The 24,807-nt window shown below is 59.2% G+C and carries 24 protein-coding genes; 11 read left to right on the top strand and 13 right to left on the bottom strand.

Translation table 11 applies throughout. From position 1 onward, the window contains the following. Positions 1 to 403 precede the first annotated feature (403 nt). On the top strand, positions 404 to 658 hold the full coding sequence (locus tag D8U69_RS01655) for a hypothetical protein (RefSeq protein ID WP_056852700.1): 255 nt from the start codon (positions 404 to 406) through the stop codon (positions 656 to 658). Between the two features lie 257 nt (positions 659 to 915). After that, a complete protein-coding gene (locus D8U69_RS01650; protein ID WP_130906551.1) occupies positions 916 to 1,545 on the top strand; it encodes a flavin reductase family protein in 630 nt (209 codons plus the stop codon). Here the strand turns inward: D8U69_RS01650 and D8U69_RS01645 are convergent, their stop codons facing one another. After that, positions 1,546 to 1,776 carry a hypothetical protein gene (locus tag D8U69_RS01645; RefSeq protein ID WP_056852702.1) on the bottom strand — a complete coding sequence of 77 codons (231 nt, stop codon included), beginning with the start codon at positions 1,774 to 1,776 and terminating at the stop codon, positions 1,546 to 1,548. Between the two features lie 41 nt (positions 1,777 to 1,817). Further along, on the bottom strand, positions 1,818 to 2,171 hold the full coding sequence (locus D8U69_RS01640; RefSeq protein WP_130906550.1) for an antibiotic biosynthesis monooxygenase family protein: 354 nt from the start codon (positions 2,169 to 2,171) through the stop codon (positions 1,818 to 1,820). A gap of 332 nt (positions 2,172 to 2,503) precedes the next feature. On the opposite strand from D8U69_RS01640, the gene D8U69_RS01635 reads away from it, so the two are divergent. Beyond that, a complete protein-coding gene (locus tag D8U69_RS01635) occupies positions 2,504 to 3,433 on the top strand; it encodes an AraC family transcriptional regulator (protein ID WP_056852704.1) in 930 nt (309 codons plus the stop codon). A 152-nt stretch (positions 3,434 to 3,585) separates the two neighbouring features. Here D8U69_RS01635 and D8U69_RS01630 read toward each other — a convergent pair whose 3' ends face one another. The 6 genes from D8U69_RS01630 to D8U69_RS01605 form a co-directional block, all read right to left on the bottom strand. Beyond that, on the bottom strand, positions 3,586 to 4,641 hold the full coding sequence (locus D8U69_RS01630) for an ABC transporter ATP-binding protein (protein WP_056852705.1): 1,056 nt from the start codon (positions 4,639 to 4,641) through the stop codon (positions 3,586 to 3,588). A gap of 18 nt (positions 4,642 to 4,659) precedes the next feature. Continuing rightward, positions 4,660 to 5,508 (bottom strand): ABC transporter permease, encoded by an 849-nt coding sequence (locus D8U69_RS01625; protein ID WP_056852706.1) that lies wholly within the window; start codon positions 5,506 to 5,508, stop codon positions 4,660 to 4,662. Then, positions 5,505 to 6,413 (bottom strand): ABC transporter permease, encoded by a 909-nt coding sequence (locus tag D8U69_RS01620; protein WP_056852707.1) that lies wholly within the window; start codon positions 6,411 to 6,413, stop codon positions 5,505 to 5,507. The genes D8U69_RS01625 and D8U69_RS01620 overlap by 4 nt, the downstream gene beginning before the upstream one ends. A gap of 205 nt (positions 6,414 to 6,618) precedes the next feature. Beyond that, complete coding sequence (locus tag D8U69_RS01615) at positions 6,619 to 7,722, bottom strand: extracellular solute-binding protein (protein WP_056852708.1); 1,104 nt, start codon at positions 7,720 to 7,722, stop codon at positions 6,619 to 6,621. A gap of 218 nt (positions 7,723 to 7,940) precedes the next feature. Beyond that, a complete protein-coding gene (locus D8U69_RS01610) occupies positions 7,941 to 9,389 on the bottom strand; it encodes an aldehyde dehydrogenase family protein (RefSeq protein ID WP_130906549.1) in 1,449 nt (482 codons plus the stop codon). Continuing rightward, entirely contained in the window at positions 9,386 to 11,023 is a 1,638-nt protein-coding gene (locus D8U69_RS01605; protein ID WP_130906548.1) for a 5-guanidino-2-oxopentanoate decarboxylase, read from the bottom strand. Before D8U69_RS01605 ends, D8U69_RS01610 begins: the two co-directional genes overlap by 4 nt. A 161-nt stretch (positions 11,024 to 11,184) precedes the next feature. Here D8U69_RS01605 and D8U69_RS01600 point away from each other — a divergent pair, with 161 nt between their 5' ends. Further along, entirely contained in the window at positions 11,185 to 12,066 is an 882-nt protein-coding gene (locus D8U69_RS01600) for a LysR substrate-binding domain-containing protein (RefSeq protein ID WP_056852711.1), read from the top strand. 192 nt (positions 12,067 to 12,258) lie between these two features. Continuing rightward, positions 12,259 to 12,435: a hypothetical protein gene (locus D8U69_RS29390; RefSeq protein ID WP_162837843.1), complete on the top strand. Its 177-nt coding sequence runs from the start codon at positions 12,259 to 12,261 to the stop codon at positions 12,433 to 12,435. An 8-nt stretch (positions 12,436 to 12,443) separates the two neighbouring features. Here the strand turns inward: D8U69_RS29390 and D8U69_RS01595 are convergent, their stop codons facing one another. Then, a complete protein-coding gene (locus tag D8U69_RS01595; RefSeq protein WP_056852713.1) occupies positions 12,444 to 13,340 on the bottom strand; it encodes a helix-turn-helix domain-containing protein in 897 nt (298 codons plus the stop codon). A 180-nt stretch (positions 13,341 to 13,520) separates the two neighbouring features. Here D8U69_RS01595 and pobA point away from each other — a divergent pair, with 180 nt between their 5' ends. Beyond that, positions 13,521 to 14,714 carry a 4-hydroxybenzoate 3-monooxygenase gene (gene pobA / locus D8U69_RS01590; RefSeq protein ID WP_130906547.1) on the top strand — a complete coding sequence of 398 codons (1,194 nt, stop codon included), beginning with the start codon at positions 13,521 to 13,523 and terminating at the stop codon, positions 14,712 to 14,714. 79 nt (positions 14,715 to 14,793) lie between these two features. Next, on the top strand, positions 14,794 to 16,311 hold the full coding sequence (locus tag D8U69_RS01585) for an MDR family MFS transporter (RefSeq protein ID WP_130906546.1): 1,518 nt from the start codon (positions 14,794 to 14,796) through the stop codon (positions 16,309 to 16,311). Between the two features lie 112 nt (positions 16,312 to 16,423). Here D8U69_RS01585 and D8U69_RS01580 read toward each other — a convergent pair whose 3' ends face one another. From D8U69_RS01580 to D8U69_RS01565, 4 genes are all read right to left on the bottom strand, one after another. Further along, on the bottom strand, positions 16,424 to 17,272 hold the full coding sequence (locus D8U69_RS01580; RefSeq protein WP_130906545.1) for a cache domain-containing protein: 849 nt from the start codon (positions 17,270 to 17,272) through the stop codon (positions 16,424 to 16,426). 123 nt (positions 17,273 to 17,395) lie between these two features. Beyond that, on the bottom strand, positions 17,396 to 18,265 hold the full coding sequence (locus D8U69_RS01575) for an ATPase (protein WP_130905928.1): 870 nt from the start codon (positions 18,263 to 18,265) through the stop codon (positions 17,396 to 17,398). An 89-nt stretch (positions 18,266 to 18,354) separates the two neighbouring features. Then, entirely contained in the window at positions 18,355 to 19,353 is a 999-nt protein-coding gene (locus D8U69_RS01570; RefSeq protein WP_130906544.1) for an NAD(P)-dependent oxidoreductase, read from the bottom strand. A gap of 54 nt (positions 19,354 to 19,407) precedes the next feature. Continuing rightward, positions 19,408 to 20,301, bottom strand: coding sequence for a LysR family transcriptional regulator ArgP (locus D8U69_RS01565; RefSeq protein WP_056852719.1), 894 nt, complete (start codon positions 20,299 to 20,301; stop codon positions 19,408 to 19,410). A gap of 96 nt (positions 20,302 to 20,397) precedes the next feature. On the opposite strand from D8U69_RS01565, the gene D8U69_RS01560 reads away from it, so the two are divergent. From D8U69_RS01560 to D8U69_RS01545, 4 genes are all read left to right on the top strand, one after another. Beyond that, positions 20,398 to 20,799 (top strand): ACT domain-containing protein, encoded by a 402-nt coding sequence (locus D8U69_RS01560; RefSeq protein WP_130905930.1) that lies wholly within the window; start codon positions 20,398 to 20,400, stop codon positions 20,797 to 20,799. A 6-nt stretch (positions 20,800 to 20,805) separates the two neighbouring features. Beyond that, positions 20,806 to 21,408, top strand: coding sequence for a LysE/ArgO family amino acid transporter (locus D8U69_RS01555; RefSeq protein WP_056852721.1), 603 nt, complete (start codon positions 20,806 to 20,808; stop codon positions 21,406 to 21,408). 177 nt (positions 21,409 to 21,585) lie between these two features. Next, complete coding sequence (locus D8U69_RS01550) at positions 21,586 to 22,182, top strand: Fe-Mn family superoxide dismutase (protein ID WP_056852722.1); 597 nt, start codon at positions 21,586 to 21,588, stop codon at positions 22,180 to 22,182. A gap of 420 nt (positions 22,183 to 22,602) precedes the next feature. Continuing rightward, entirely contained in the window at positions 22,603 to 24,654 is a 2,052-nt protein-coding gene (locus D8U69_RS01545) for a bifunctional diguanylate cyclase/phosphodiesterase (RefSeq protein WP_056852723.1), read from the top strand. Positions 24,655 to 24,807: the final 153 nt, after the last annotated feature.

Below are 24,807 nucleotides of genomic sequence, written 5' to 3'. Positions count from 1 at the left end.
GTGTCGTTGCTGGTGTACATCACCATGAAAGACACCCGCAAGCATTCGCGGATCGTCACGGACTAAGTCCAGGCGCGCTTCAGCAAAAAGGGCAGACCTTCGGGTCTGCCCTTTTTTTTTGAAAAATACACTGCCGACATTCGCGGCCATTGATTAAACAATTTGTTAACGACACACCACTGCAGATTAATCACGAGTTAATGCTTGCTGACCATCCTCAAACGGCCTGATCGATCAAGTGCGATACGCCCATTCAGTCCCTGAAAGCGGAACCGTCTGACGGCGTTAATATCTACTTAATCGATTGTTTTTAGCATTATTTTGCGCTTTTTAATCAGTTTAACTGGCGTAGCATGAAACCCATGCCCAAGACACACCACGCCAAAGAATCTGGAGAATGAAGATGAAAACCAAACTGTTCCTCGCCATCGCCCTGTCCGTACTGGCCGCCAACACCTTCGCCGCCGACGGTTTCGACCGCACCGGTTCCGCCGTTGCAGCAGATGGCTACGATCGCACCGGCTCCGCTACTGTCGCCGCTGACGGCTATGACCGTACTGGCTCCGCCACCGTTGCTGAAGACGGCTACGACCGCACCGGCGGCGCCACTGTCGCTGAAGATGGTTATGACCGCACCGGCGGTGCGTCCGTCAGCTAATCCACAACCCGTGGCACCACAGCCCGGCTTCGGCCGGGCCTGGTCTTTTCCAGAGCATTGAAAATTTGTGCACTGATCACAAAATCTGTAGGAGCGAGCCTGCTCGCGATGACTGACTGTCAGTCGATTGAGATGTTGAATGACGGACCGCATCGCGAGCAGGCTCGCTCCTACAGGATTTTTTTCTGACTGGAAATTAGCGGTTTGCCCTTGCACTATGACGCTCTTGCGAATCAAGTCCTCAGGAACAAAAGCCTATGCCCGACGACATCCACTACTACGAACCCGGCAACGGCCACGGCCTGCCCCACGATCCATTCAACGCAATCGTAGGCCCGCGCCCCATCGGCTGGATTTCTTCCCAGGATGCCGACGGCCGCTTGAACCTGGCGCCGTACAGCTTTTTCAACGCTTTCAACTACATTCCGCCGATCATCGGGTTCTCCAGCGTCGGGCGCAAAGACAGCCTGAACAACATTGAACAGACCGGCGAGTTCGCCTGGAACCTGGCCACCCGGCCATTGGCCGAACAGATGAACCAGAGTTGCGCCATGGTCGAGCCGCAAGTCGATGAATTCGAATTGTCCGGGCTGACCCCCGTGGCGTCGAAAATCATTCAGGTGCCGCGAGTTGCCGAAAGCCCGGTGTCTTTCGAATGCAAGGTCACGCAGATCATTCAGTTGCAACGAGCGGACGGCGATGTGGTGCCGAGTTGGCTGATCCTCGGCGAAGTGGTCGCCGTGCATATCGCCAAATGGCTGCTGAAGGATGGGGTATACGACACCGCCGCGGCAGAACCGATTCTGCGCGGCGGCGGGCCAGCGGATTACTTCCAGCTGGGACCTGAGGCATTGTTCAAAATGTACCGCCCAGGAGCGGCGAAGTAATTACCAGATCAGTTCGCCGTCTTCGCCAACGCCCTTGAGATGGGTCAGTTGCAGGGCGGCGGCTTCGTCCGCTTCCTTGGCGGTCTTGAAGGTCTGCTCCTCCAGCAGTTTGTTGAAACGAGGCGCACCGGAGCCGCCAATGGCTTTGGTCGCGATTGCCGCGTAATACCCGCCTTCACGGGGGATTACGGCCGATACTGCTTCGAAGGTTTCAAAGGCTTTGCGTGCCATGTCGCGCATCCTGGCTGGTTGAGAATGCAGCCATTAAACCCTCAACCGGCCAGTTTGTGTACCGCTACCCCGGACTGACGCAAGGCCTGCGCCTGCGAGACATCCTTGAAGGTATGGAAATCCAGGCTGTTGACCACCAGTTCCTGCACCAGCTCGGCAAAAATCTCCATGGCCGGGGTGTTGAAGTACGCGGACATCGCCTGTTGATTGCTCCAGAAGCCGGACACCAGCCACAGATCCGGATCGCATTGTGAGTGTTGCAAGGTAAAGCTCAGGCAGCCTGGCGCTGCACGGGACGGCTCGATCAACGCACTCAGGCGCAAACCGAGTTCTTGTGAACGCCCGGCGCGCGCTCGAACGAAAGCCATATGACTGACAGGGATTTGCTTGGACATGGTTCAACCCTCCCGGGGAGTCGAGTGGCAGCCGGGGGACGGGCTGCGACAGGATCAAAGGTTAAGGGCCACTGCGGGTTTTCCGTTAGTCGATTTCTGCCGCCGCGTTGCACAATCCTGCGAAAGTACGCGGGCTGCCTGCAACATTGTGTAAAACACTGTCACGGCTCTGCCTTCTGAGTTTCAAGCAACTTTGGGGCTCTACGCTCTCGCTTGCGGGGTCGAAAAAACATCCTCATGCAGAATCAGGCAAGCATTCGACAGAATGTGTCTACCACCGCGGCTTGCACAAACATATGCTTTGCCCCATCACCTTGCCGAGGATGCCTTGCATGTCGTCACTCGATCACTTTGAAGCTGCGCTGGACATCGAGATGGAGAAACAGCGTGCGGAACTGGCGGCGATCATTCGTCGCAACACCGCGGAAGATGGCAGTTATGCCACCGCCGTGGGCTCGCTGTTCATGTCACGCCATAGTCAAAACCACGAATTCGCCCCGGTGCTCGCGCAACCCGCGCTGTGCATCATGGCCCAGGGCCGCAAGGAAGTACGGCTGGCCGATGAGTTCTTCAATTACGACCCGCTCAATTACCTGGTGGTCTCGGTCTCGATGCCGCTCAGTGGTCGAGTGGTGAATGTTTCGGCCGAGGAGCCGATCCTGGCTGTGCGGCTGGACATCGACCCCGCAGAAATCTCCGCGCTGATTGCCGACGCCGGCCCGATCGGTGTGCCAACCCGCCCGACCGGACGCGGCTTGTACGTCGAACGGCTGGACAGCGCGATGCTCGACGCCGTGCTACGCCTGGCACGCTTGCTCGACACGCCGAAGGACATCGCCATGCTCGCGCCCCTGATTCGTCGGGAAATTCTCTATCGGCTGTTGCGCAGCAAGCAGGGGCACAGGTTGTACGAAATCGCCATTGCCAATAGCCAGAGCCATCGCATCAGCCAGGCGATCAAATGGCTCAATGGCAACTTCGAACAGCCACTGCGCATCGATGATCTGGCCAAAGAGGTGAACTTGAGCGTGTCGACGCTGCACCACCGCTTCAAGGCGATGACGGCGATGAGTCCGCTGCAGTATCAGAAACAGCTGCGCCTGCAGGAAGCGCGGCGTTTGATGCTGGCGGAAGGCTTGGAGGCTTCGGCGGCCGGGTATCGCGTGGGGTATGAAAGCCCCTCGCAGTTCAGCCGGGAGTACAGTCGGTTGTTCGGGGCTCCACCCTTGAGGGATTTGGCGCGGTTGCGTTTGAGCGTCTGATCCAGATTTTTTGTTGTTACAGCTGACGCCATCGCTGGCAAGCCAGCTCCCACACTGATTGTGGGTGGTCACACGTTAGTGTGAACACCGCCGAGCCCTGTGGGAGCTGGCTTGCCAGCGATGAGGCCATTTGAGGCAATACAAACCCTGGATCAGGCGCCGAGTACCCGACAAGCCTCGGCAGGAAGGGTCACCGACACCGGATGCCCGACGCTCAAACCAAAACCCTGACACGGCGTGCTCAGCGCAGTGAACGTCACCCCGGAACACTCCACCGTCGTCTCGATGGTCGCGCCGATATCGCGCACAAACGTCACCTTGCCCAGCAAGCGGTTGCCCGCCGTGGCCTGTGGTGCCGACAGTTGCAGGTCTTCCGGGCGGATCAGCATCTTCACTTTCTCGCCAACCACGATGCTGCTGCAGATTGGCACCTTCAGCGCGTCCCCGCCCGGCAAACTCACCTGGCCGTTACCCAGTACCGTGGCCGGGAAAATATTGCCGGAGCCGATGAAATCCGCGACGAATTCGTTGGCCGGATGACGGTAAATCTCGATTGGCGTACCCACCTGCTGCACCTTGTGCTCACCCAGCACCACGACGATATCGGCCATGGTCATGGCCTCGCGCTGGTCGTGGGTGACCATGATGGTGGTGATGTTCAGACGCTGTTGCAGCTGACGGATTTCCACCTGCATTGACTCACGCAACTTGGCATCGAGCGCCGACAGCGGCTCGTCAAGCAAAAGGATTTTCGGGTGCGAAGCAATCGCCCGGGCAATCGCCACGCGCTGGCGTTGGCCGCCCGAGAGTTTGGCGACCGGACGATTGATCATCGGTTGCAGCTGGATCAACTCCAGCAACTCCACCACCCGCGCCTGCTGGTCAGCCTTGCTGACCCCACGCAGTTTCAGCGGATAGGCGATGTTCTCCCCCACCGTCATGTGCGGGAACAATGCCAGGGACTGAAACACCATGCCGAAATTACGCAGGTGCGCCGGGGTATGGCCAATGTCTTCACCGTCGAGGCGTATCTCGCCGCCGCTCAGGGTTTCCAGCCCGGCAATCATGCGCAGCAATGTGGTTTTGCCACAGCCCGAAGGACCGAGGAAACACACCAGTTTGCCCTCGGGCAAATGCAGGTTTACATCTTTTACCGCGCAGGCCGAGCCGTAATGTTTCTCGACGTTTTCCAGAATCAGACCAGACATAAGAATCACCTCAAGAAATCAGAACGAAACGCCACCTTCACCGACCAGTTTTTCGAGTGCCCAAATCAGGACAAAGTCGATCAACACGATCAGCACGGCAAACGAGAAAACGGTGGGGTCGAGCGAAGACACAGTGCGGCTGTACATCCAGATCGGCACGGTCATCACATCGATGGTGTAGAGGAAATAGGTCACGGTGAATTCGTTGAACGAGACGATGAACGCCAGCAGCATGCCCGCCAGGATCCCCGACTTCATCAACGGCACCACCACGTCGACAATCGCCCGCAGCGGTGAGGCGCCGAGCATCTGTGCGGCCTCCTCGACTTCGCTGCCGATGGAAAGCATGGCCGCCGTGCAGTTCTTCACCACGAACGGCAACGCCAGGATGACGTGGGCAATCACCAATCGCGAGGTGGTCATGTGGAATGGCAGGCTGTCGAACACCAGCAACAATGCCAGCCCCAACACCACCATCGGGAATACCAGTGGCAACGACATCAGTTGCAGTGCCACGGCCTTGCCGCGGAACTCGCAACGGGTCAACGCGTACGCTGCCGGCACCGCGATGATCGTGGCGAAGACCATGGTCAGGCACGACACCATGAGGCTGGTGGTCATGGCCTGGCCAAGGCTCAACACGTCGCTGGAATCGGGCGAGACGAAGGTGTGCCAGGCGGCCTTGTACCACTGCAGGCTGTAGCTGCTCGGCGGGAAATCAAGGTTCGATGCGCCACTGAAGGACATGACGATCATGGTCAGGATCGGCAGCACCGCCAGCAGCAGAATGAAGCCGGAAAGGATGCCGGCGAACTTGCCGGTCTCGCCGGGCAACAGCCCATAACGCTTCTTGGTCAGGGTACTCATTGCGAAGCCTCCAGCATGCGTCGACGACGGCCGGTTATGTATTCGGACAAGGTCATGATCGCCAGTGTCGTGACGATCAGCACCACACCGGCAGCGGATGCGGCGGGCCAGTTCATCAGCGGGGCGATCTGGTCATGCACCATCACCGCCAGCATCGGCACTCGACGGCCACCGAGCAGCAGCGGCACCACGAAACTGCTGGCGTTGTAGGCGAACACCAACGTTGCACCGGTAATGATCCCAGGCAGGCTCATTGGCAATACCACTTGGCGGAACACCTGGAAGCGACTGGCGCCGAGGGTCGCGGCGGCTTCTTCGTAGCTGCGGGCGACACCGCGCATGGCGCTGGCGATCGGCAACACGGCCAATGGAAACGCGGTTTGCACCAGACCCATCAACACGCCGTTCTGGTTGTACAGCAGCATGATGGGACGCTTGATCAGGCCCAGCCCCATCAGTGCCTGGTTGAGCATGCCGCCCGGGCCGAGAATCACCAGCCAGCCGTAGCTTTGCAGCAACAGGTTGACCAACAACGGCAACAGCACCGCCGCCAGGAAGATCCGACGCACGAACGGTGAGGTCAGTCGCGACATGGTGTAGGCCACCGGAATCGCCAGGATCACGGCGATCACCGCGCTGATCAACGCCAGGCGCAGGGTCAGCATCAGGGATTTGAGGTAGTAGGGTTCCAGCAATTGGGCGTAACTGGCCAGGCTGAACCCGGACCATTCCGCGCCCTTGGTGCCCACGCTCATGCGCAGTACCAACAGGCTCGCGGCAATCAGCACGCCGAGAAACAGCATCGACGGTGTCAGGAAAAACCAGGCACGCGCGGTCGGCGAAACACCGCGATTGGCGCGCGTGGGCACGGCACTCACCGGGTGGGTCAAAGGTTGGTGTTCCATAGCAAAGGGTCTCGTCAATGGAAAGCAGCAAGACTGAGATCGAGCAAGAACCTGTGGCGAGGGAGCTTGCTCCCGCTGGGTCGCTTAGCGACCCCAATCACCCACCGCGTTGGTTCTGATAGAACGCGGAGCCTGGTTATGCGGCTGCTGCGCAGCCGAGCGGGAGCAAGCTCCCTCGCCACAAAAAATCCTTGAACCTCAGAAATCAGGAAGAAAAGATTTCCGTGTAACGACGAATCCATTGGTCATGCACAGTCGCCAGGAAAGCGTTGTCGTGCATGATCGCCTTCTCGGCAATCTGCTCCGGCGTGAGGATGTACGGGCTCTTGCGCGCTTCGGCGGAGATGATCGCCTTCGCGTTGACCGGACCGTTGTAGATGTCCTCAGCCATCTTGCCCTGCACCAGCGGGTCCAGAGAATGGTTGATGAAGGCGTACGCCATGTCGGTGTCGCCCGGACGATTCTTCGGCATCACCGACAGCATCAGGTCGGTGTAGAAACCTTCCTTCATGCCGAACGTGGCGCCCAGGCCGTAGTTCGGATCGCGGATCTGTTTCGGGAAGAACGCCGGCGCGTACAGGCCACCCATGTCCAGGGAACCGGTGCGGAACAGTTCGGCGATCTGGTTCGGGTTTTCACCCAGGGTAACCACGCGATCTTTCAGTTCGGCGAGTTTCTTGAAGCCAGGCTCGATGTTGTGCTCGTCACCGCCGGCCAGTTTGGCAGCGATGATGATCAGGTCCATGGCCTCGGTCCAGTTCGGTGGCGGCAGGAAGATGTTCGGTGCCGCGTCGGCGTCCCACAGGGAGGCGTAACTGGTCGGCGCTTCTTTCTGGGTGCGCGTGCTGTAGACCAGACTGTTGCACCAGAGCAGGTAACCGATGCCGTGACCATTGGCGCCGGTGCGGTATTTTTCCGGCACATCGACGATGTTGGGGATGCGGTTGAGGTCGGGCTTTTCCAACAGGTTGGCGGCGGCCAGACCTTCGGCGCCGACGCCGGCCAGGGTGATGATGTCGTACTGCGGGCGATCACCGCCGGCCTTGAGTTTGGCGACCATTTCCGAAGTACTGCCGGTGCGGTCGGCGATGACCTTGCAGCCGTACTTGTCTTCGAATGTCGCAGCGATATTGCGCAATGCAGCCAGGCCGGTGTCATCGGACCAGGTCAGCAGGCGCAGGGTCTTGCCGGTGAAGCGGGTATCGCTGGCATTGGCCTTGACGAACGGCAAGCTCATGGCGGCCGCTGCAACCGAGGCTACGCCCACGGTCTTGATGAATTGACGTCTGTTCAGATCATGCTCGCCCATTACGGACTCCCTTTGTTTTTGTAGGTATAAGGCAGGTCGAAACTGTTGCATCCGCGCGACTGGATCAGCGTTTACCCCTCGTATTTTCGGGGGCTTTACCGGGCCAGCGAGTTCATCCTGAAGTCGTGTAAAACAGCTGACTATCGATAAAAACTCATCGAAGCCATGACGCCGACGCATGCCTCCTTGCGAGGCATGCGCTCACCTTTTTCGTGCCTTCAGACGGCGCGAATCACGTGTTTGATTTCCTGGAAAGCCTGCAAGCCCCATGGCCCCAATTCGCGGCCGATGCTGCTCTGCTTGTAGCCGCCCCAAGCGGTCTGCGGGAAGATCACCTGAGGCGCGTTGATCCACACCAGCCCCGCCTGCAAAGCGTTGGCGACACGGTCAGCGGTTTCAGCGTTACGCGTGACCACACTGGCCACCAGGCCGAACTGGCTGTCATTGGCCAGGGCAATCGCTTCGGCTTCGGAGGTGAAACGGCGCACGCAGATCACCGGGCCGAAAATCTCTTCGCACCACAGCGCACTGTCCAGGGGCACATCGGTGAAAACCGTCGGCTGCAAAAAATATCCGCGCGGCAGATCCGCCGGACGATTACCGCCGCACACCAGCCTCGCACCGGCACTCAAACCGCGATCGATATGACCAAGCACGCGTTGGTATTGCGCCTGATTGACCAGCGCGCCCATCTCCACGTTCGGGTCGAACGGGTCCGCCACGCGAATCGCTTCGGCACGAGCCTTGATCCGCGTCAGGAACGCTTCAGCCAGTTCCTCGGCGACCAGTACACGGCTGGTGGCGGAGCACATCTGCCCGGCGTTGAAGAAACCGCCGCCGCACGCCACTTCCACCGCCAGGTCGAGATCGGCATCGGCCAGTACCAGCAATGAAGATTTGCCGCCCAGTTCCAGGCTCACGCCCTTCACGGTTTCTGCGGCGCGCTGCATGACCTGCACGCCTACCGCGTTGCTGCCAGTGAAGGAGATTTTGGCGATGCGCGGGTCTGCCGAGAGGGGGGCACCCACGGCCAGGCCGGTACCGCAAACCAGGTTGAACACACCGGCAGGCACGCCGGCTTCAGCGATGATCGCGGCCAGTTCAAGCTCCGGCAGCGGCGTCACTTCCGAAGGCTTGAGCACCACGCAGCAACCCGCGGCCAACGCCGGGGCCAGCTTCCATGCGGTGGTGACCATCGGGAAATTCCACGGCACGATCAGGCCGACCACACCGCAGGGTTCACGGCGCAGGCGCGCGCTGAAATCATCGGTCGGCAATTCGACGACGCTGTCCTGTTTTGCATCCAGGCCTTCGGCGAGACCGGCGTAATACTCGAAGGTGGCGATCACGTCATCGACGTCGATGGCCGCCTCGAACAGCGGTTTACCGTTGTTGCTCGACTGCAAATGCATCAGTTGTTCGCGCCCGGCTTGCACGCCCGCAGCGATTTTGCGCAGGATCGCGCCGCGCTCGGCGCCAGTGGTTTTCGACCAGTCGGTGAAGGCCTTGGTCGCCGCGCTGACGGCTTGCTCGACGGCACGTTCGTCGCCGCCATTGACGGTGGTCAGCAGCGCTTCGGTTACCGGGTTGATCACGCGCAGGTGTTCGTTGCCTGCCGACCATTGGCCGTCGATGTACAGGCCATCCAGTGTAGTTGGGAAGTTCATTTCGACACCGCCTGCATCCACTGGGTCTGATCGATTTCAATCAGGGTCGGGCCTTGGCGATCGGTGGCGGCACGCAGCGCACTACGTAATGGCTCGACACCGCTGACGGCCTCGGCAGCGCAACCCAGGGCCTTGGCCACGCCGATGAAGTCCGGGGTATAGATGTCGACACCCACCGGTTCGATGGCACGGTTGACCATGTATTTCTTGATCTCTTCGTAGCCCTGGTTATTCCACAGCAGCACGATCACTGGTGTGCGCGCTTCCACGGCGCTGGCCAGTTCCGGCAGGGTGAATTGCAGGCCACCGTCGCCGATCAGGCACACAACCGGCGGGCGGGCGCCGCTTTCAACGCTGCCACCGAGCCAGGCGCCAATCGCCGCCGGCAAGGCGTAACCGAGGGTGCCGTAGCCGGTGGACGAGTTGAACCAGCGACGCGGGCGTTCCGGGTTGAAGGTCAGGTTGCCGGTGTACACCGGCTGAGTGGAATCGCCAACGAACACGGCGTTGGGCAACTCCTGCAAAACGGTCTCGAGGAAACGCGTCTGGGCCAGGGTCGGTGCATCCCAGCTCGCGGCCAGCTCTTCACGCAAACGGGCGGCGCGAACCTGGCCCCAATCGTTACGGCGCTCGGCCAGGGATTTGTGCGACAACGCACTCAACAACGCTTGTGCGGCGTTGCGCGAGTCAGACACCAGCGCAACGTGCGGCGGGTAATTGCGCACGGTCTGGTCCGGGTCGATATCGATACGCAGCAGCTTGCCGGGAATCTCGAAACCGCCAGCGAAGGTCACGTCATAGTCGGTTTCCGCCAGTTCGGTGCCGATGGCCAATACCACGTCGGCCTCGGCGACCAGCGCGCGCGTGGCGACCAGGCTCTGGGTCGAGCCGATCAGCAACGGGTGCGCGGACTCAAGCATGCCTTTGGCGTTGATGGTCAGTGCCACCGGAGCATCGAGCAACTCGGCCAGTTCAGTCAGCTCGGCAGCGGCATCGATGGCCCCGCCACCGGCGAGGATCAGTGGACGTTTGGCGCCGACCAGCAAGTCAGTCATGCGCGAAACGGCCGAAGGCGAAGCGCCGGCGCGGTCGATAGTGACCGGCAGGCTGCTGAGCAAGTCGTCGGCGTCTTCCACCAGGACGTCCAGCGGAATTTCAATGTGCACCGGGCGCGGACGGCCGGCCTGGAACAGCGAAAAAGCGCGGGCCAGTACGCCCGGCAACTCGGCCGCCGACATCAGGGTGTGGGAGAACGCCGCTACACCGGCACACAATGCACCCTGGTTCGGCAGTTCGTGCAGCTTGCCGCGACCGCCGCCCAGTTGGCTGCGCGATTGCACGCTGGAGATCACCAGCATCGGAATCGAATCGGCGTAAGCCTGGCCCATGGCGGTGGTGATGTTGGTCATGCCTGGGCCGGTGATGATGAAGCACACACCCGGTTTGCCGCTGGTGCGGGCGTAGCCGTCGGCCATGAAACCGGCGCCCTGCTCATGACGTGGTGTGACGTGGTTGATGCTCGAACGGGCCAGCCCGCGATACAGCTCCACGGTGTGAACGCCCGGAATGCCGAACACCTGCTCGACACCATAATTCTCGAGTAACTTGACCAACACTTCGCCGCACGTCGCCATGTGAATTGCCCTTCTTGTTCGATTTGAGACGCCGAGCCTGCGCTGTGTTTATGATGGATTCGCAGGTCCAGGGATGGCCTCATTGGAACGGGCGACACATAGCCGCAACAATGGATAAAAAATCATACTAGCCATGTCCTCACGTCATACCTTGGATCTCAATGAAACGACTGCCTCCCCTGCCGGCGCTGCATACTTTTCTGATTACCGCGCAGTGCTGCAACTTCACCCGGACTGCCGAACAGCTGCACATCACCCAAGGAGCGGTAAGCCGACAGATCGCCGGGCTGGAAGATTTTCTCGGTTATGAATTGTTTATCCGCCAGGCGCGAGGCCTGAGCCTGACAGCCGAAGGAAGGGAGTGGCTGCCACGGGTGCAGCAGATTTTCGGATTGATCGACGAGGCCGTTGAGCAGATCGGCGAGAAGCGTGAAACCCTGCAACTCAAGGCGCCGACGTGCGTCATGCGCTGGTTGTTGCCGCGCCTGTTGCAATGGCAAAAGGAACGCCCGGATGTCCCCGTGGAGCTGACCACCACGATCAAGCACGGTGTGGACTTTCACCGCGAGCAATTCGATGCGGCGGTCATGTACGGCACACCACCAGACACTGCTCTGATGTCGCAGAAACTGTTCGACGAGCAACTGACACCGGTCTGTTCCAAGCCCATGCTCGAAGGGCCGATACCGCTGCAGACTCCGGCCGATTTGCAACAGCATCTGCTGCTACACCCCACACGCGATGAGCGGGACTGGAAGGCCTGGTTGAAAGCAGCGGATGTGAAACTGAGCAATGTCGGCAAGGGCCAGCACTTCGAGACCCTTGATCTGGCGATGTCGATGGCATCCCAGGGAACGGGGGTGGCGATTGGCGATTGGTCGTTGATCGGCGACGACCTGGATGCCGGACGACTGGTCATGCCATTCGAATTGAAGGTGACGACGGGACTGGCGTATTACCTGGTATTCCCGGAAAAACCAGAACCTTCACCGAAGTTGCGGGAATTGATGGGCTGGTTGGTGGAGCAGGCGCAGTCGCGATAAAACCCGAAATCCATCACTGCCCCTGTAGGAGCGAGCCGGCTCCCACAGGGTTCAGGGATTCTCACAAGGTCACAGGGGTTCATCAGTGTTCTGAATATCGGATCAAATGCACAGCCTGTCTGGCTGGCAACTCATCCGCGCTGACCTATGCTCAAGGTAATACCGCAGGGTATTCGTTCAGAGGTCAACGCCATGAACATCAAAACAAGAAGGTACCTGGCCATTTTCATCACCTGCGCGGTCACGCTCGGGTTGTATGGCGCAGCAGCCTGGCGCGTGGAGCAGTTGCGCAATCTGCCCCGTGAGTACGCCAGCTGCAATTTCGAGCGTTGCATTCCCCACAACGCGACCCTCAACGCCCTTCGATAGCCAAGGCGTCAGGCCTCGTTGTCCTGATCGGCCTTCAAGCGGTCGCGGAACGCCTTTGGCGAGATTCCCACCCGACGCCGGAACAGGCGCGTGAAGTTGGTCGGATCTGAAAACCCCAACACGTCGGACATTTCATAGATGGTCATGCTGGTGTAGGTCAGCAAGCGCTTGGCCTCCAGCAATTGCCGCTCATGCATGATCTGCAATGCCGGCTGCCCGGCCAATTCACGGCACGTGCCATTGAGATGGGAAACGGAGATCCCCAGGCGATGGGCCAGGTCCTCGACCTTGACGTGCTGGCGATAGGTCTCTTCCACCAGCTGGATGTAACCGTTGAGGTACTCGCGGGCACGCTGCGGCCGTTGGCTGGCTGAATGACGCTGGATCACCTGGCGGCTGACCCACACCATGATCACACTGACCAGCGAATGCATCAGCATTTCCCGCGCCGGTTGATGGCTGGTGTACTCATTCTGCAACGCACTGAACAGACTGTTGAGGTACTCACCGTCCTGCCCCGCAGGATAGCTTTCCGCTTGGGCCAAGGCGTTGACCGAATGCCCCAGTTGCTGCTGCAAATGGGCGATCAACGGCGCGGCAAGCGTGACCACAAAGCCTTCGACATCCTCGGAAAAACGGAAGCCGTGCACCGACAGTGGTGGCAGGATCTGGATAGCCGGTTCGCTCAGTTGAGTACGTTTACCTTCGATTTCAAGCTCTGCCTGACCTTTGAATACGAAGAGCAACTGGCATAAATCGGCATGGCGATGCGGTTTGATTTCCCATTGATGTTCGCGGCTGCGTTTGGAAATGGTCTCACAGTGCAGCAAGTCGGGGGTCGGCCAATCCAGGCTTTCACCGTAGAGCTTGAACACTGGAATCGAAGGCAGGTCAGGCTTGTTCATCACTTCAATCCAGGCCTCGGAATAGATGACGGGCGATAATCGCACCGATTGGCAAAATGAACAGGTATCAGCTCAGTTTTCACCTTCAATTGACAGACCCGCGAGAGAAAAATGCAAGCACTCGATCCATAAAATCATTCAGCGGCTCTGGCCGCGTGAAGCTTGCGAGTCATAAAAACAATGAAAACGCTGAAAACTCAAGTTGCCATTATTGGTGCTGGCCCTTCCGGTCTGCTACTCGGCCAGTTGCTGCACAACGCCGGAATCGACACCCTTATCCTCGAACGTCAGACCCCGGACTATGTCCTCGGTCGCATCCGTGCCGGAGTCCTCGAACAAGGCATGGTAGAGCTGTTGCGCCAGGCCGGTGTGAGCAAGCGCATGGACGCCGAGGGGTTGGTCCATGGCGGCTTCGAACTGGCCCTCGATGGGCGTCAGGTGCACATTGACCTGCAGGCCCTCACCGGTGGTAAAACCGTAATGATCTACGGCCAGACCGAGGTTACACGTGACCTGATGGCCGCTCGTCAGGTCGCGGGGGCGCAGACAATTTATGAAGCGAGCAATGTCGTTCCCCACGGCATGAAAACCGATGAGCCCTTCATCACTTTTGAAAAGAATGGCGAAACCTATCGCCTCGATTGCGCGTATATCGCCGGCTGCGATGGCTTCCATGGTGTCGCCCGTCAATCGATTCCCAGCGATAGCCTGAAAGTCTTCGAGCGGGTCTATCCGTTCGGTTGGCTGGGAATACTGGCCGACACCCCGCCAGTACACGAAGAACTGGTCTACGCCCGCCACGAACGTGGTTTTGCCCTGTGCAGCATGCGTTCGGCCACGCGCACTCGTTATTACCTGCAAGTCCCGGCCGATGAACAGGTCGAGAACTGGTCCGATCAACGCTTCTGGGACGAACTCAAAACCCGCCTGCCGCAGACCTTGGCGCAGAAGCTGGTGACCGGTCCGTCCATCGAAAAAAGCATCGCGCCGCTGCGCAGCTTCGTGGTCGAACCCATGCAGTACGGCCGGATGTTTTTGGTCGGCGATGCCGCGCACATCGTCCCCCCCACCGGTGCCAAAGGTTTGAATCTGGCGGCCAGTGACGTCAGTACGTTGTTCAATATCCTGCTCAAGGTTTATCGCGAAGATCGCCTCGACTTTCTCGAGAAATACTCGCAAATCTGCCTGCGTCGGGTGTGGAAAGCCGAGCGATTTTCCTGGTGGATGACCTCGATGCTGCACCGTTTCGACGATCACGATGCATTCAGCCAGCGCATCGCCGAGTCGGAGCTGGATTACTTCGTCGATTCCGAGGCCGGGCGAAAAACCATTGCAGAAAACTATGTCGGGCTTCCCTACGAGGCTATCGAATAGGCTGCTATCGATTTAAACTGGCGAGCACTCACCCGCTCGCCATGCCTCTGCGGGTCAATCACTGCCCGCAGGTTTTCCCGTGACCCATCTCAACCAGCCTGAAATGCCCAAACCGGCGATCCGCAGTGTGCTGATCGCCCTGATGCTGGCAATTTTTCTGGGGGCGCTGGACCAGACCATCGTCGCGGTATCGATGCCGGCCATTTCCGCGCAATTCAAGGATGTCAGCCTGCTGGCGTGGGTGATTTCCGGCTACATGGTGGCGATGACCGTGGCGGTGCCGATCTACGGCAAACTCGGGGATCTGTACGGGCGGCGCAAGTTGATGCTGTTCGGCATGGGCCTGTTCACCCTGGCATCATTGTTTTGCGGCATGGCCCAGAGCATGGAGCAACTGGTGTTGGCGCGGATTTTCCAGGGCATCGGCGCCGGCGGAATGATCTCGGTGAGCCAGGCAATCATCGGCGACATCGTGCCACCGCGCGAACGCGGTCGCTATCAGGGTTACTTCAGCAGCATGTATGCGGTGGCCAGCGTCGCCGGCCCCGTGCTCGGCGGCTACATGACGGAGTATTTGTCCTGGCGCTGGGTGTTCCTGATCAACCTGCCATTGGGCCTCGGTGCGTGGCTGGTGGCCAATCGCACACTGGTCGGCCTGCCGATTCCGCAACGCAAACCCATCATCGATTACCTCGGCACTGTGCTGATGATCATTGGCCTGACGGCGTTATTACTGGGCATCACCCAGGTCGGCCAGGGCCATTCATGGCGTAGCGCCGAGGTGTTGGGGTTACTGGCTTGCTCAGTGCTGGTGCTGGGGTTGTTTGTGATGCATGAACGACGGGCACGGGAGCCGCTATTGCCCATGCATTTGTTCGCCAACCGCAATGCGGTTCTGTGTTGGTGCACGATTTTCTTCACCAGTTTCCAGGCGATCTCGTTGATCGTGCTGATGCCGCTGCGTTTCCAGAGCGTCACCGGTGCCGGCGCAGACAGCGCCGCGCTGCACCTGCTGCCGCTGGCGATGGGCTTGCCGATTGGTGCCTATTTCGCCGGTCGCAGGACCTCAATCACGGGCCGCTATAAACCCATGATCCTCGCTGGCGCCGTGCTGATGCCGATTTCGATTCTGGGCATGGCCTTCAGTCCGCCTCAAGCGTTCGTGCTGAGCAGCCTGTGCATGCTGTTGAGCGGGATCGCCTCGGGCATGCAGTTTCCGACTTCGCTGGTGGGCACCCAAAACTCGGTGGAACAACGGGACATCGGCGTAGCGACCAGCACCACCAACCTGTTTCGCTCGCTTGGGGGCGCGGTGGGCGTGGCCATGATGTCGGCACTGCTACTGGCGCTGCTGCAGGATTCAAGCTTCGCGCACCTGGCCGGGTCGGCGCTGATTGCCGAAGGGCATTCCGGCAACGTACTGCTGGACGGTCTGAACGCGGCACCGGGGGATGCGCAGGACGCATTGCGTGCCGAACTGCTGTTGACCTTCCGCCAATTGCTGATGGTCAGCGCTGCCGTGTCGCTGCTGGGGTTGGCAGCGGCAATAGCCATGCCGAACAAGTTGTTGCGGGGCAGGGAAGACAAGGTTCGTTAAATGCCTGTAGGAGCGAGCCTGCTCGCGAAAAAAGCCAAGAACGCCGCAGGGCATCCGGGTTCGCGCGATATCGTTCACCACCTTCACGAGCAAGCTCGCTCCTACATACACATCATGGGCTGTAATACCCGACAGCCACCAGAAAATGTCCGACCTTCTTCAGGTAGGCGTGCTTGTCCTCGATCTTGCCAGTCACCGGGTTTTTCCAGCGATATTCGTATTCGCCATAATCCTGCTTGGGCATGAGCGCCAGGATCGGTTCTCCCACGGGTTTGCCTTCAGGGTCCTTGATTTTGCTGAAATCGGTGTTGATCAAGCGCAGGTTGGTGCCGTGGGCGACATAACGCTGGGTATCCAGATCGACGACGAACACATACAGGTCATCCTGCAGGTATCCGCCCTTGAGGGAATTGATCGCCGTCAGCGTGCCCTTCTCGTCCTTGGCCAGGTCGGTTGCCGCTTTGTTCAGCAAGGCCATGGCCTGTTCCGCTGACGCCCGTGGCAGGTAGTATCCCACCGCGAGAATCCGCTGGCCGACTCGCTGGTAATACACGTGTTTGCGCTCGACCTTGCCGTCGGCCCAGTTCTGCCAACGATATTCCGCCTGTTGAATACCATTGCCTTCCGGCACCTTGAGGGCTTCCTTGAAGGCTGCCTGCAACTCCGGCCCAAGCGTTTCCGAGACGTCCCGGCCAATCAGGGCCGAAGACGGACCGCCGCTGGCGAGCATCACGCCTTTGGTGTCGAGGACGAACACATAACGGTCTTTATCGACGAACTCACCTTGACGGCTGAACGCCGCAAAGGCCTTGTCACCGTTCTCGTGGTAATAGGCCAAGGCTTTTTCCAGCAAGGCGATGGCGGCCTTGCTGTCGTCCTTTTCTGTTCCGGCCGCTTGCGCCTGAGCCAGGCCCAGCACAAGCATGAAGCACAGCACGGCGAACCTTTGCACAAACCCCATTGCGCATCCCTCGTTCCTGTTGATGTTTCAAGAGCGTAGACGGCAATCGGGCATGTATGGATATTCAGCGGATCGCAGTGTGTAAGGAAATCATTCCCGGTCCGCCCGGGAATGATTCAAGGCTTACTGTCGGGCGCGCAATTGCTGTTGCAGGTTCTGGATCTGCGCTTGCAGTGTGTTGATGTTGCGGGTGACCTGGGTGCGGAAAGCATCGAATTCCGCTGTGTTGGTCGAGCCTTGCGCCGGACGGTTGTCCTGCTGACTCTTGAGCACGATGATGTCCTGTTCCAGGCTGTCGATGGCGGCGTTCGGGTTGCCTTGCTTTTTCAATGCAGTGATATCGGCGCCGATACTTTTCAGCTGGGCTTCGAATTGCCCCGTGTCAGCCGTGGCGCTCTTCAGCGCGGCCACATCGCCGATCAAGACTTTGACCTGGGCTTGCAATTGCGTATTGACGGTCTGGTGCTCAGCGCTCTGGGTGGTGATCTGCGCCAGACGCTTGTCCAGATCGCTGGTTTGCGCGGTCATCTGCGCCAGACGCTTGTCCAGGTCCGAGGTTTGACCGACCACGCCTTGTTGCTGCTTGCTCTGATCCTGCAACTTGCTCTCCAGCTGCTTGATTTGCAGCTTCAAGGCTTCGCTGTCGGAGGTGACGTTGGTCTGACTGGCGACCACTTTGCCGGAAATGTCCTGCAGGCGCCCTGCCGCTTCCTCACTGATGCGCGCGAAACTTTCCTGGGTGGCCACCAGTTGCTGCTCCATCAGCGAAATCTGCTGAAAGCTCCACCAGGCCAGGCCCGCGAAGGCAAAGAACAAGGCGCCCACCAGTGCCCACAACGGGCCGGTACTTGCTGCCTTGACCTTGACCACGGGCGGTGTGCGCGAATGAACCGAGGTGCGGGTTGTGGCTGGAAAATCATCGTCATCGAGGACGCCTGCACGCAGGCTCGGTACATCATCGAAGTCGTCGTTGGCATCGTTACGCATGGACATTGAGTCAACCTTTGTGAAACGCAATGGCGTGGATGCGGCGAGTATAACCCCCACTGCCGCACCGATTGACCCTCGACACCGTAGCCGGTTCAGTGTGTGCGGATGTCCTGGGCTTTCCACCAGCCGCAGAATTCATCAAGGGCAGTCCACAGGCTGACCTTCGGGTCGTAATCCAGATAATGCCGGGCGCGACTGATGTCCAGGGTGAAATTTTTCTTCATCACTTGCATGCCCAGCCGCGACAAGGTCGGCTCGGGGCGACCTGGCCATAACTTGCATACGCCTTCGTTCAGCGCCGCAACGCTGTAGGCCAAACCGTAGGAACGGTAGCGCGTAACCTGTGGGACTTCCATTTTGCGCATGACGTAATTGACCACATCCCACAGGGGCACTGGCGCGCCGTTGCTGATGTTGTAGACCTTGCCCAGGGCCGAGCCCCCGGCCAGCAAACTGCTGAGCAACGCTTCGTTGAGGTTTTGCACACTGGTGAAGTCAGCCACGTTCAGACCGTTGCCAATAATCGCCAGACGTCCCTTGCGCTGCATTTTCAACAGGCGCGGAAAGATGCTCATGTCACCGGCACCGGTGACGAAACGCGGGCGCAGCGCCACGGTTTCGAGGCCGAATTCCTGGGCGCCGAACACCTTTTGCTCAGCCAGGTATTTGGTGGCGGCATACGGATGTTTGAAGCGTTTGGGCACTTGTTCTTCGGTCAAACCCAAATGATCGCGACCATCGAAGTAGATCGATGGCGACGACAAGTGCACCAAGCGTCTTACCCGTTGTTTAAGGCAGGCCTCGACCACATTTTCGGTAACCTGGACATTGCCTTGGTGAAAGTCCTGATAACGTCCCCACACACCGACGGCGCCGGCGCAATGCACCACGGCTTCAACGTCGGCGCACAGCTCCCGGGTCAATTGCGGATCGCCGAGATCACCCTGGATGAACTCGGCGCCACGGCGCACCAGATGCTCCACACCCTCGGCCCGGCGACCGTTGACCCGCACGTCCAGGCCCTGCTCCAGGGCGAAACGCGCAAAGCGCCCGCCAATGAAGCCGCTTGCGCCGGTGACCAGAATCTTCATGTATTGCTCCGAATATTTCGTTTTGCGTATTGCGTGAAGTCTTGACGTTGAACATCAGTCCAACGGCACCAACCATTGCCTGGATGCCAGCACCAACTGATCGGTCAGCAATCCCAGCAACTGACCACCATTACGCCAATGATGCCAGTACAGCGGCACATCGATCGGCTTATCTGGCAAAAGCTCCCGTAAAACACCGCGCTCCAGTTGTTCGCGGACCTGCAGTTCCGGCACCAGCCCCCAGCCGAGTCCGGCCTCGGTCAGACGGATAAAGCCTTCAGATGACGGGCATAAATGATGTTCGAAGCCGCCATCGACGCCGAGGGATGCCAGATATCGATGCTGCAGAAAGTCGTCAGGGCCGAAAACCAGTGCCGGGGTTCGCGCCAACTGGTCGGCGCGTACACCTTGCGGGAAATGTCGGGCAATGAACGCCGGGCTGGCCAGGGCGCGATAACGCATCGCCCCGAGCAAAACACTGCGCGCACCGGCCACCGGTCGCTCACTGGCACACAGACACCCCGCCACTTCGCCGGCACGCATCCGTTTGAGGCCGACGGTCTGGTCTTCAACGATCAGGTCCAGCAACACATGTTGTTGCGCGCAGAAATCCCCTACCGCCTGCGCCCACCAGGTGGCCAGACTGTCGGCATTCAAGGCAATGCGCAAACGCTCCGGCAAACCTTCTTCATCCAATGCCGGTACCAGGCTTTGCAGATCCCGTTCAAGCAGACGTACCTGCTGCACATGGTTGAGCAAGCGCCGCCCGATCTCGGTCGGGGATGGCGGCGTAGCCCGAACCAGTACCGGTTGACCTACTCGTGCTTCGAGCAATTTGATGCGCTGGGAAATGGCCGATTGCGACAACCCCAACACTTGCGCAGCCCGTTCAAAACCGGCCTGCTCGACCACCGCCGCCAAAGCGGACAGCAATTTGTAGTCGAACATCATTTCTCCTAATGAGCGATCAGCAATATTGGTTTTTCTTATACAGCGTCGTGCCCGAGAATGACCAGCAAGAACTGATGAACAGGAAATACCGACATGGCTGGCGAAACTTCATTGGCAACGTTACTGCGCAGCATGAGTCCGCAATTAAACGCTGGCGAATACGTGTTCTGCACCCTGCCCGACGGGCAGTTGCCGACGGGGTTGGACATCATTGGCAGCTTCCGTGAACAGGAAGGCCTGACAGTCATTGTCGAACGTAGCCACGCCGAGCAGACCGGTTTGAGCTTCGACTACGTCGCGGCCTGGATCACCCTGAACGTGCACTCGGCCCTGGAAGCCGTCGGCCTGACAGCCGCATTCGCCACAGCGTTGGGCAAGGCCGGGATCAGCTGCAACGTAATCGCCGGTTACTACCACGACCACTTGTTCGTCGGCCAGGCCGACGCTGAACGCGCGCTGGAAGTGCTGCGCAATCTGGCTGCCAACGGGGAGTAAGCAATCATGTGGCAAAGCTATATGAACGGTCTGTTGGTGGCGTTCGGCCTGATCATGGCGATCGGCACGCAGAATGCGTTTGTGCTGGCGCAAAGTTTGCGCAGGGAACATCACCTCCCGGTCGCGGCCCTGTGTGTGGCCTGCGACGCGCTACTGGTGGCGGCCGGGGTGTTCGGACTGGCGACGGTCCTGGCACAAAATCCGACATTGCTGGCGATTGCCCGTTGGGGCGGCGCGGTGTTTTTGCTGTGGTATGGCAGTCAGGCACTGCGCCGTGCCTTTTCGAAGCAAAGCCTGCAACAGGGTGAAAACCAGACTGTGCGCTCACTGCGCGCGGTGATGCTCAGCGCTCTGGCGGTGACGTTGCTCAACCCGCATGTGTATCTGGACACCGTTTTACTGATCGGCTCCCTCGGTGCACAACAAACCGAGCCTGGTGCTTATGTGGTGGGGGCCGCGAGTGCGTCGCTGCTGTGGTTTTTCACCTTGGCATTAGGCGCCGCCTGGCTCGCTCCATGGCTGGCCAGACCGAGCACCTGGCGAATCCTCGATCTGTTGGTGGCCGTGATGATGTTTGCAGTAGCGCTGCAATTGATCATGGCCGGCTGATTTATTCCAAACGGCTCTGGAACCTCTATTCCACACAGTTGTTGCGTGGTTATGCCGCACCCCCGGTGCTATGATCCCGACCCTGCGCCGCAAAGAGTGTAAAACTCCCCGGCGCTTGTCTGGCCGCCCGTGATCGGCCTTGCGCTCACCGCACCTGACCTGATTAGGAGATCCACCATGGCTTTCGAATTGCCGCCACTGCCTTACGCACATGATGCTCTGCAGCCGCACATTTCCAAGGAAACTCTGGAATATCACCACGACAAGCACCACAACACCTACGTCGTGAACCTGAACAACCTGGTGCCAGGCACCGAGTTCGAAGGCAAGACCCTGGAAGAAATCGTCAAGACTTCTTCGGGCGGCATCTTCAACAACGCCGCTCAGGTCTGGAACCACACTTTCTACTGGAACTGCCTGGCGCCAAACGCTGGCGGTCAACCAACCGGCGCACTGGCTGACGCAATCAACGCGGCTTTCGGTTCGTTCGACAAGTTCAAGGAAGAGTTCAGCAAGACGTCCATCGGCACCTTCGGTTCCGGCTGGGGCTGGCTGGTGAAAAAGGCTGACGGTTCCCTGGCCCTGGCCAGCACCATCGGCGCCGGCAACCCGCTGACCAGCGGCGACACACCGCTGCTGACCTGCGACGTCTGGGAACACGCTTACTACATCGACTACCGCAACCTGCGTCCGAAGTACGTTGAAGCGTTCTGGAACCTGGTCAACTGGAAATTCGTGGCTGAGCAGTTCGAAGGCAAAACCTTCACCGCTTAAGCTCGATGCCAGACAAAAGAACCCGGCTTTTTAGCCGGGTTTTTTTATGGGGTACATCTGCTGGAGATTGGTTGGCTGGCAGGGCGCCATCGCTGGCAAGCCAGCTCCCACAGGTTGCGTGGCGTATGCAGGCTCGCTCCTACAGGGATCGGAGTTTTCCCACGAAGAAACCCGCTATCACCCCCTTGCCCCAAAGCCACACCGGTCTAACATCAATGAAAGGAAAAAATCCCCACTTTCCCTCAAGTTGAAGGACCCAACTACCGACACAGTACCCATCGGATCAATAATCCAGGCACAGCAAATCGGCCAAGCTGCAGGCAAAATCCCTCACGGATGATTGTCCCTTTGACTGCCATCACGAGATTGCCAATACTCATGGCAACTTGATGCTACCCGCACGGAACAAGGAATAACCCTTTGAAGCTGGAACTCAAGAACAGCTTGTCGGTGAAGTTGCTCCGGGTCGTGCTCCTGTCGGCATTGATCGTCGGTGTGGTCTTGAGCTGCGCGCAGATTGTTTTCGATGCCTATAAGACCCGCCAGGCCGTTGCCGGGGATGCCCAACGCATTCTCGACATGTTCCGCGACCCTTCGACCCAGGCCGTCTATAGCCTGGACCGGGAAATGGGCATGCAGGTGATCGAAGGCCTGTTTCAGGACGATGCCGTTCGCCAGGCTTCCATCGGTCATCCCAACGAAGCCATGCTCGCGCAAAAATCACGCGAATTGCAGCATTCCAACAGCCGCTGGCTGACCGACGTGATCCTCGGCAAGGAACGCACCTTCACCACTCAATTGGTCGGTCGTGGTCCTTACAGTGAGTATTACGGCGACCTGAGCATCACCCTCGACACGGCCACCTATGGCCAGGGTTTTATCGTCAGTTCGGTGATCATTTTCATTTCCGGTGTACTGCGTGCCCTGGCGATGGGGCTGGTGCTGTACCTGGTTTATCACTGGCTGCTGACCAAGCCTTTGTCGCGGATCATCGAGCATTTGACCGAAATCAATCCCGATCGCCCCAGCGAACACAAGATTCCGCAGCTCAAGGGCCATGAAAAAAACGAGCTAGGCATCTGGATCAACACGGCGAACCAGTTGCTGGAGTCCATCGAGCGCAACACCCATCTGCGCCACGAAGCGGAAAACAGCCTGCTGCGCATGGCCCAGTATGACTTCCTCACCGGCCTGCCGAACCGACAGCAGCTGCAAACGCAACTGGACAAGATCCTCGTCGACGCTGGCAAGCTTCAACGCCGGGTCGCGGTGCTGTGTGTCGGGCTGGACGATTTCAAAGGTATCAACGAACAATTCAGCTACCAGACCGGCGACCAGTTACTGCTGGCCCTGGCCGATCGCCTGCGCGCACACAGTGGACGCCTCGGCGCCCTCGCCCGTCTCGGGGGCGACCAGTTCGCCCTGGTGCAGGCCGATATCGAACAACCCTACGAAGCCGCCGAGCTGGCCCAGAGCATTCTCGATGACCTGGAAGCGGCGTTTGCCCTCGATCATCAGGAAATTCGCCTGCGCGCCACCATCGGCATCACGCTATTCCCCGAAGACGGCGACAGCACCGAGAAGCTGCTGCAAAAAGCCGAGCAGACCATGACCCTGGCCAAGACCCGCTCGCGCAATCGTTACCAGTTTTATATCGCCAGCGTTGACACCGAGATGCGCCGCCGTCGCGAGTTGGAAAAAGACCTGCGCGATGCTTTGGCCCGCGAACAGTTCTACCTGGTCTATCAGCCGCAAATCAGCTATCGGGATCATCGCGTGGTTGGCGTCGAAGCACTGATTCGCTGGCAGCACCCGGAACACGGGCTGGTGCCGCCGGACCTGTTCATCCCGCTGGCCGAGCAGAACGGCACCATCATCGCCATCGGCGAATGGGTTCTGGACCAGGCTTGCAAGCAGCTGCGCGACTGGCACGATCAGGGTTTCAGCGACCTGCGCATGGCCGTGAACCTGTCCACCGTGCAGTTGCACCACGCCGAGCTGCCAAGGGTGGTGAACAATCTGCTGCAGATGTACCGCCTGCCGCCGCGCAGCCTGGAACTGGAAGTCACCGAAACCGGCCTGATGGAAGACATCAGCACCGCCGCCCAGCATTTGCTAAGCCTGCGGCGCTCGGGTGCACTGATTGCGATTGACGACTTCGGTACGGGCTACTCGTCACTTAGCTATCTGAAAAGCCTGCCGTTGGACAAGATCAAGATCGACAAGAGTTTCGTCCAGGACCTGCTCGATGACGACGATGACGCGACGATCGTTCGCGCGATCATCCAGCTGGGCAAGAGCCTGGGCATGCAAGTCATCGCCGAGGGCGTGGAAACGGCCGAACAGGAGGCCTACATCATTTCCGAAGGTTGTCACGAAGGTCAGGGCTATCACTACAGCAAACCCCTGCCGGCACGGGAATTGGGTGCGTACCTGAAGCAGGCCCAGCGCAGTAACGCCGCGATCCTCTGAACCCGTGGCGAGGGAGCTTGCTCCCGCTGGCGCCCGGCATTGAGTCATGTGAATAAGAAATATTTCCAAGCACAACCCTTTACACATAATGCGAAAGATTTGCATTATGTCGCAGTTTTGCGCTCTCACAGCGCCTTATCACCTCCCTCTCGA

Origin of the sequence: Pseudomonas sp. Sample_16 (assembly GCF_004307665.1) — a bacterium.
In the GTDB taxonomy this organism is placed as follows: domain Bacteria; phylum Pseudomonadota; class Gammaproteobacteria; order Pseudomonadales; family Pseudomonadaceae; genus Aquipseudomonas.
Note: the sequence above shows the minus strand (reverse complement) of the source record. Positions and strands in the feature narration are given on the sequence as shown.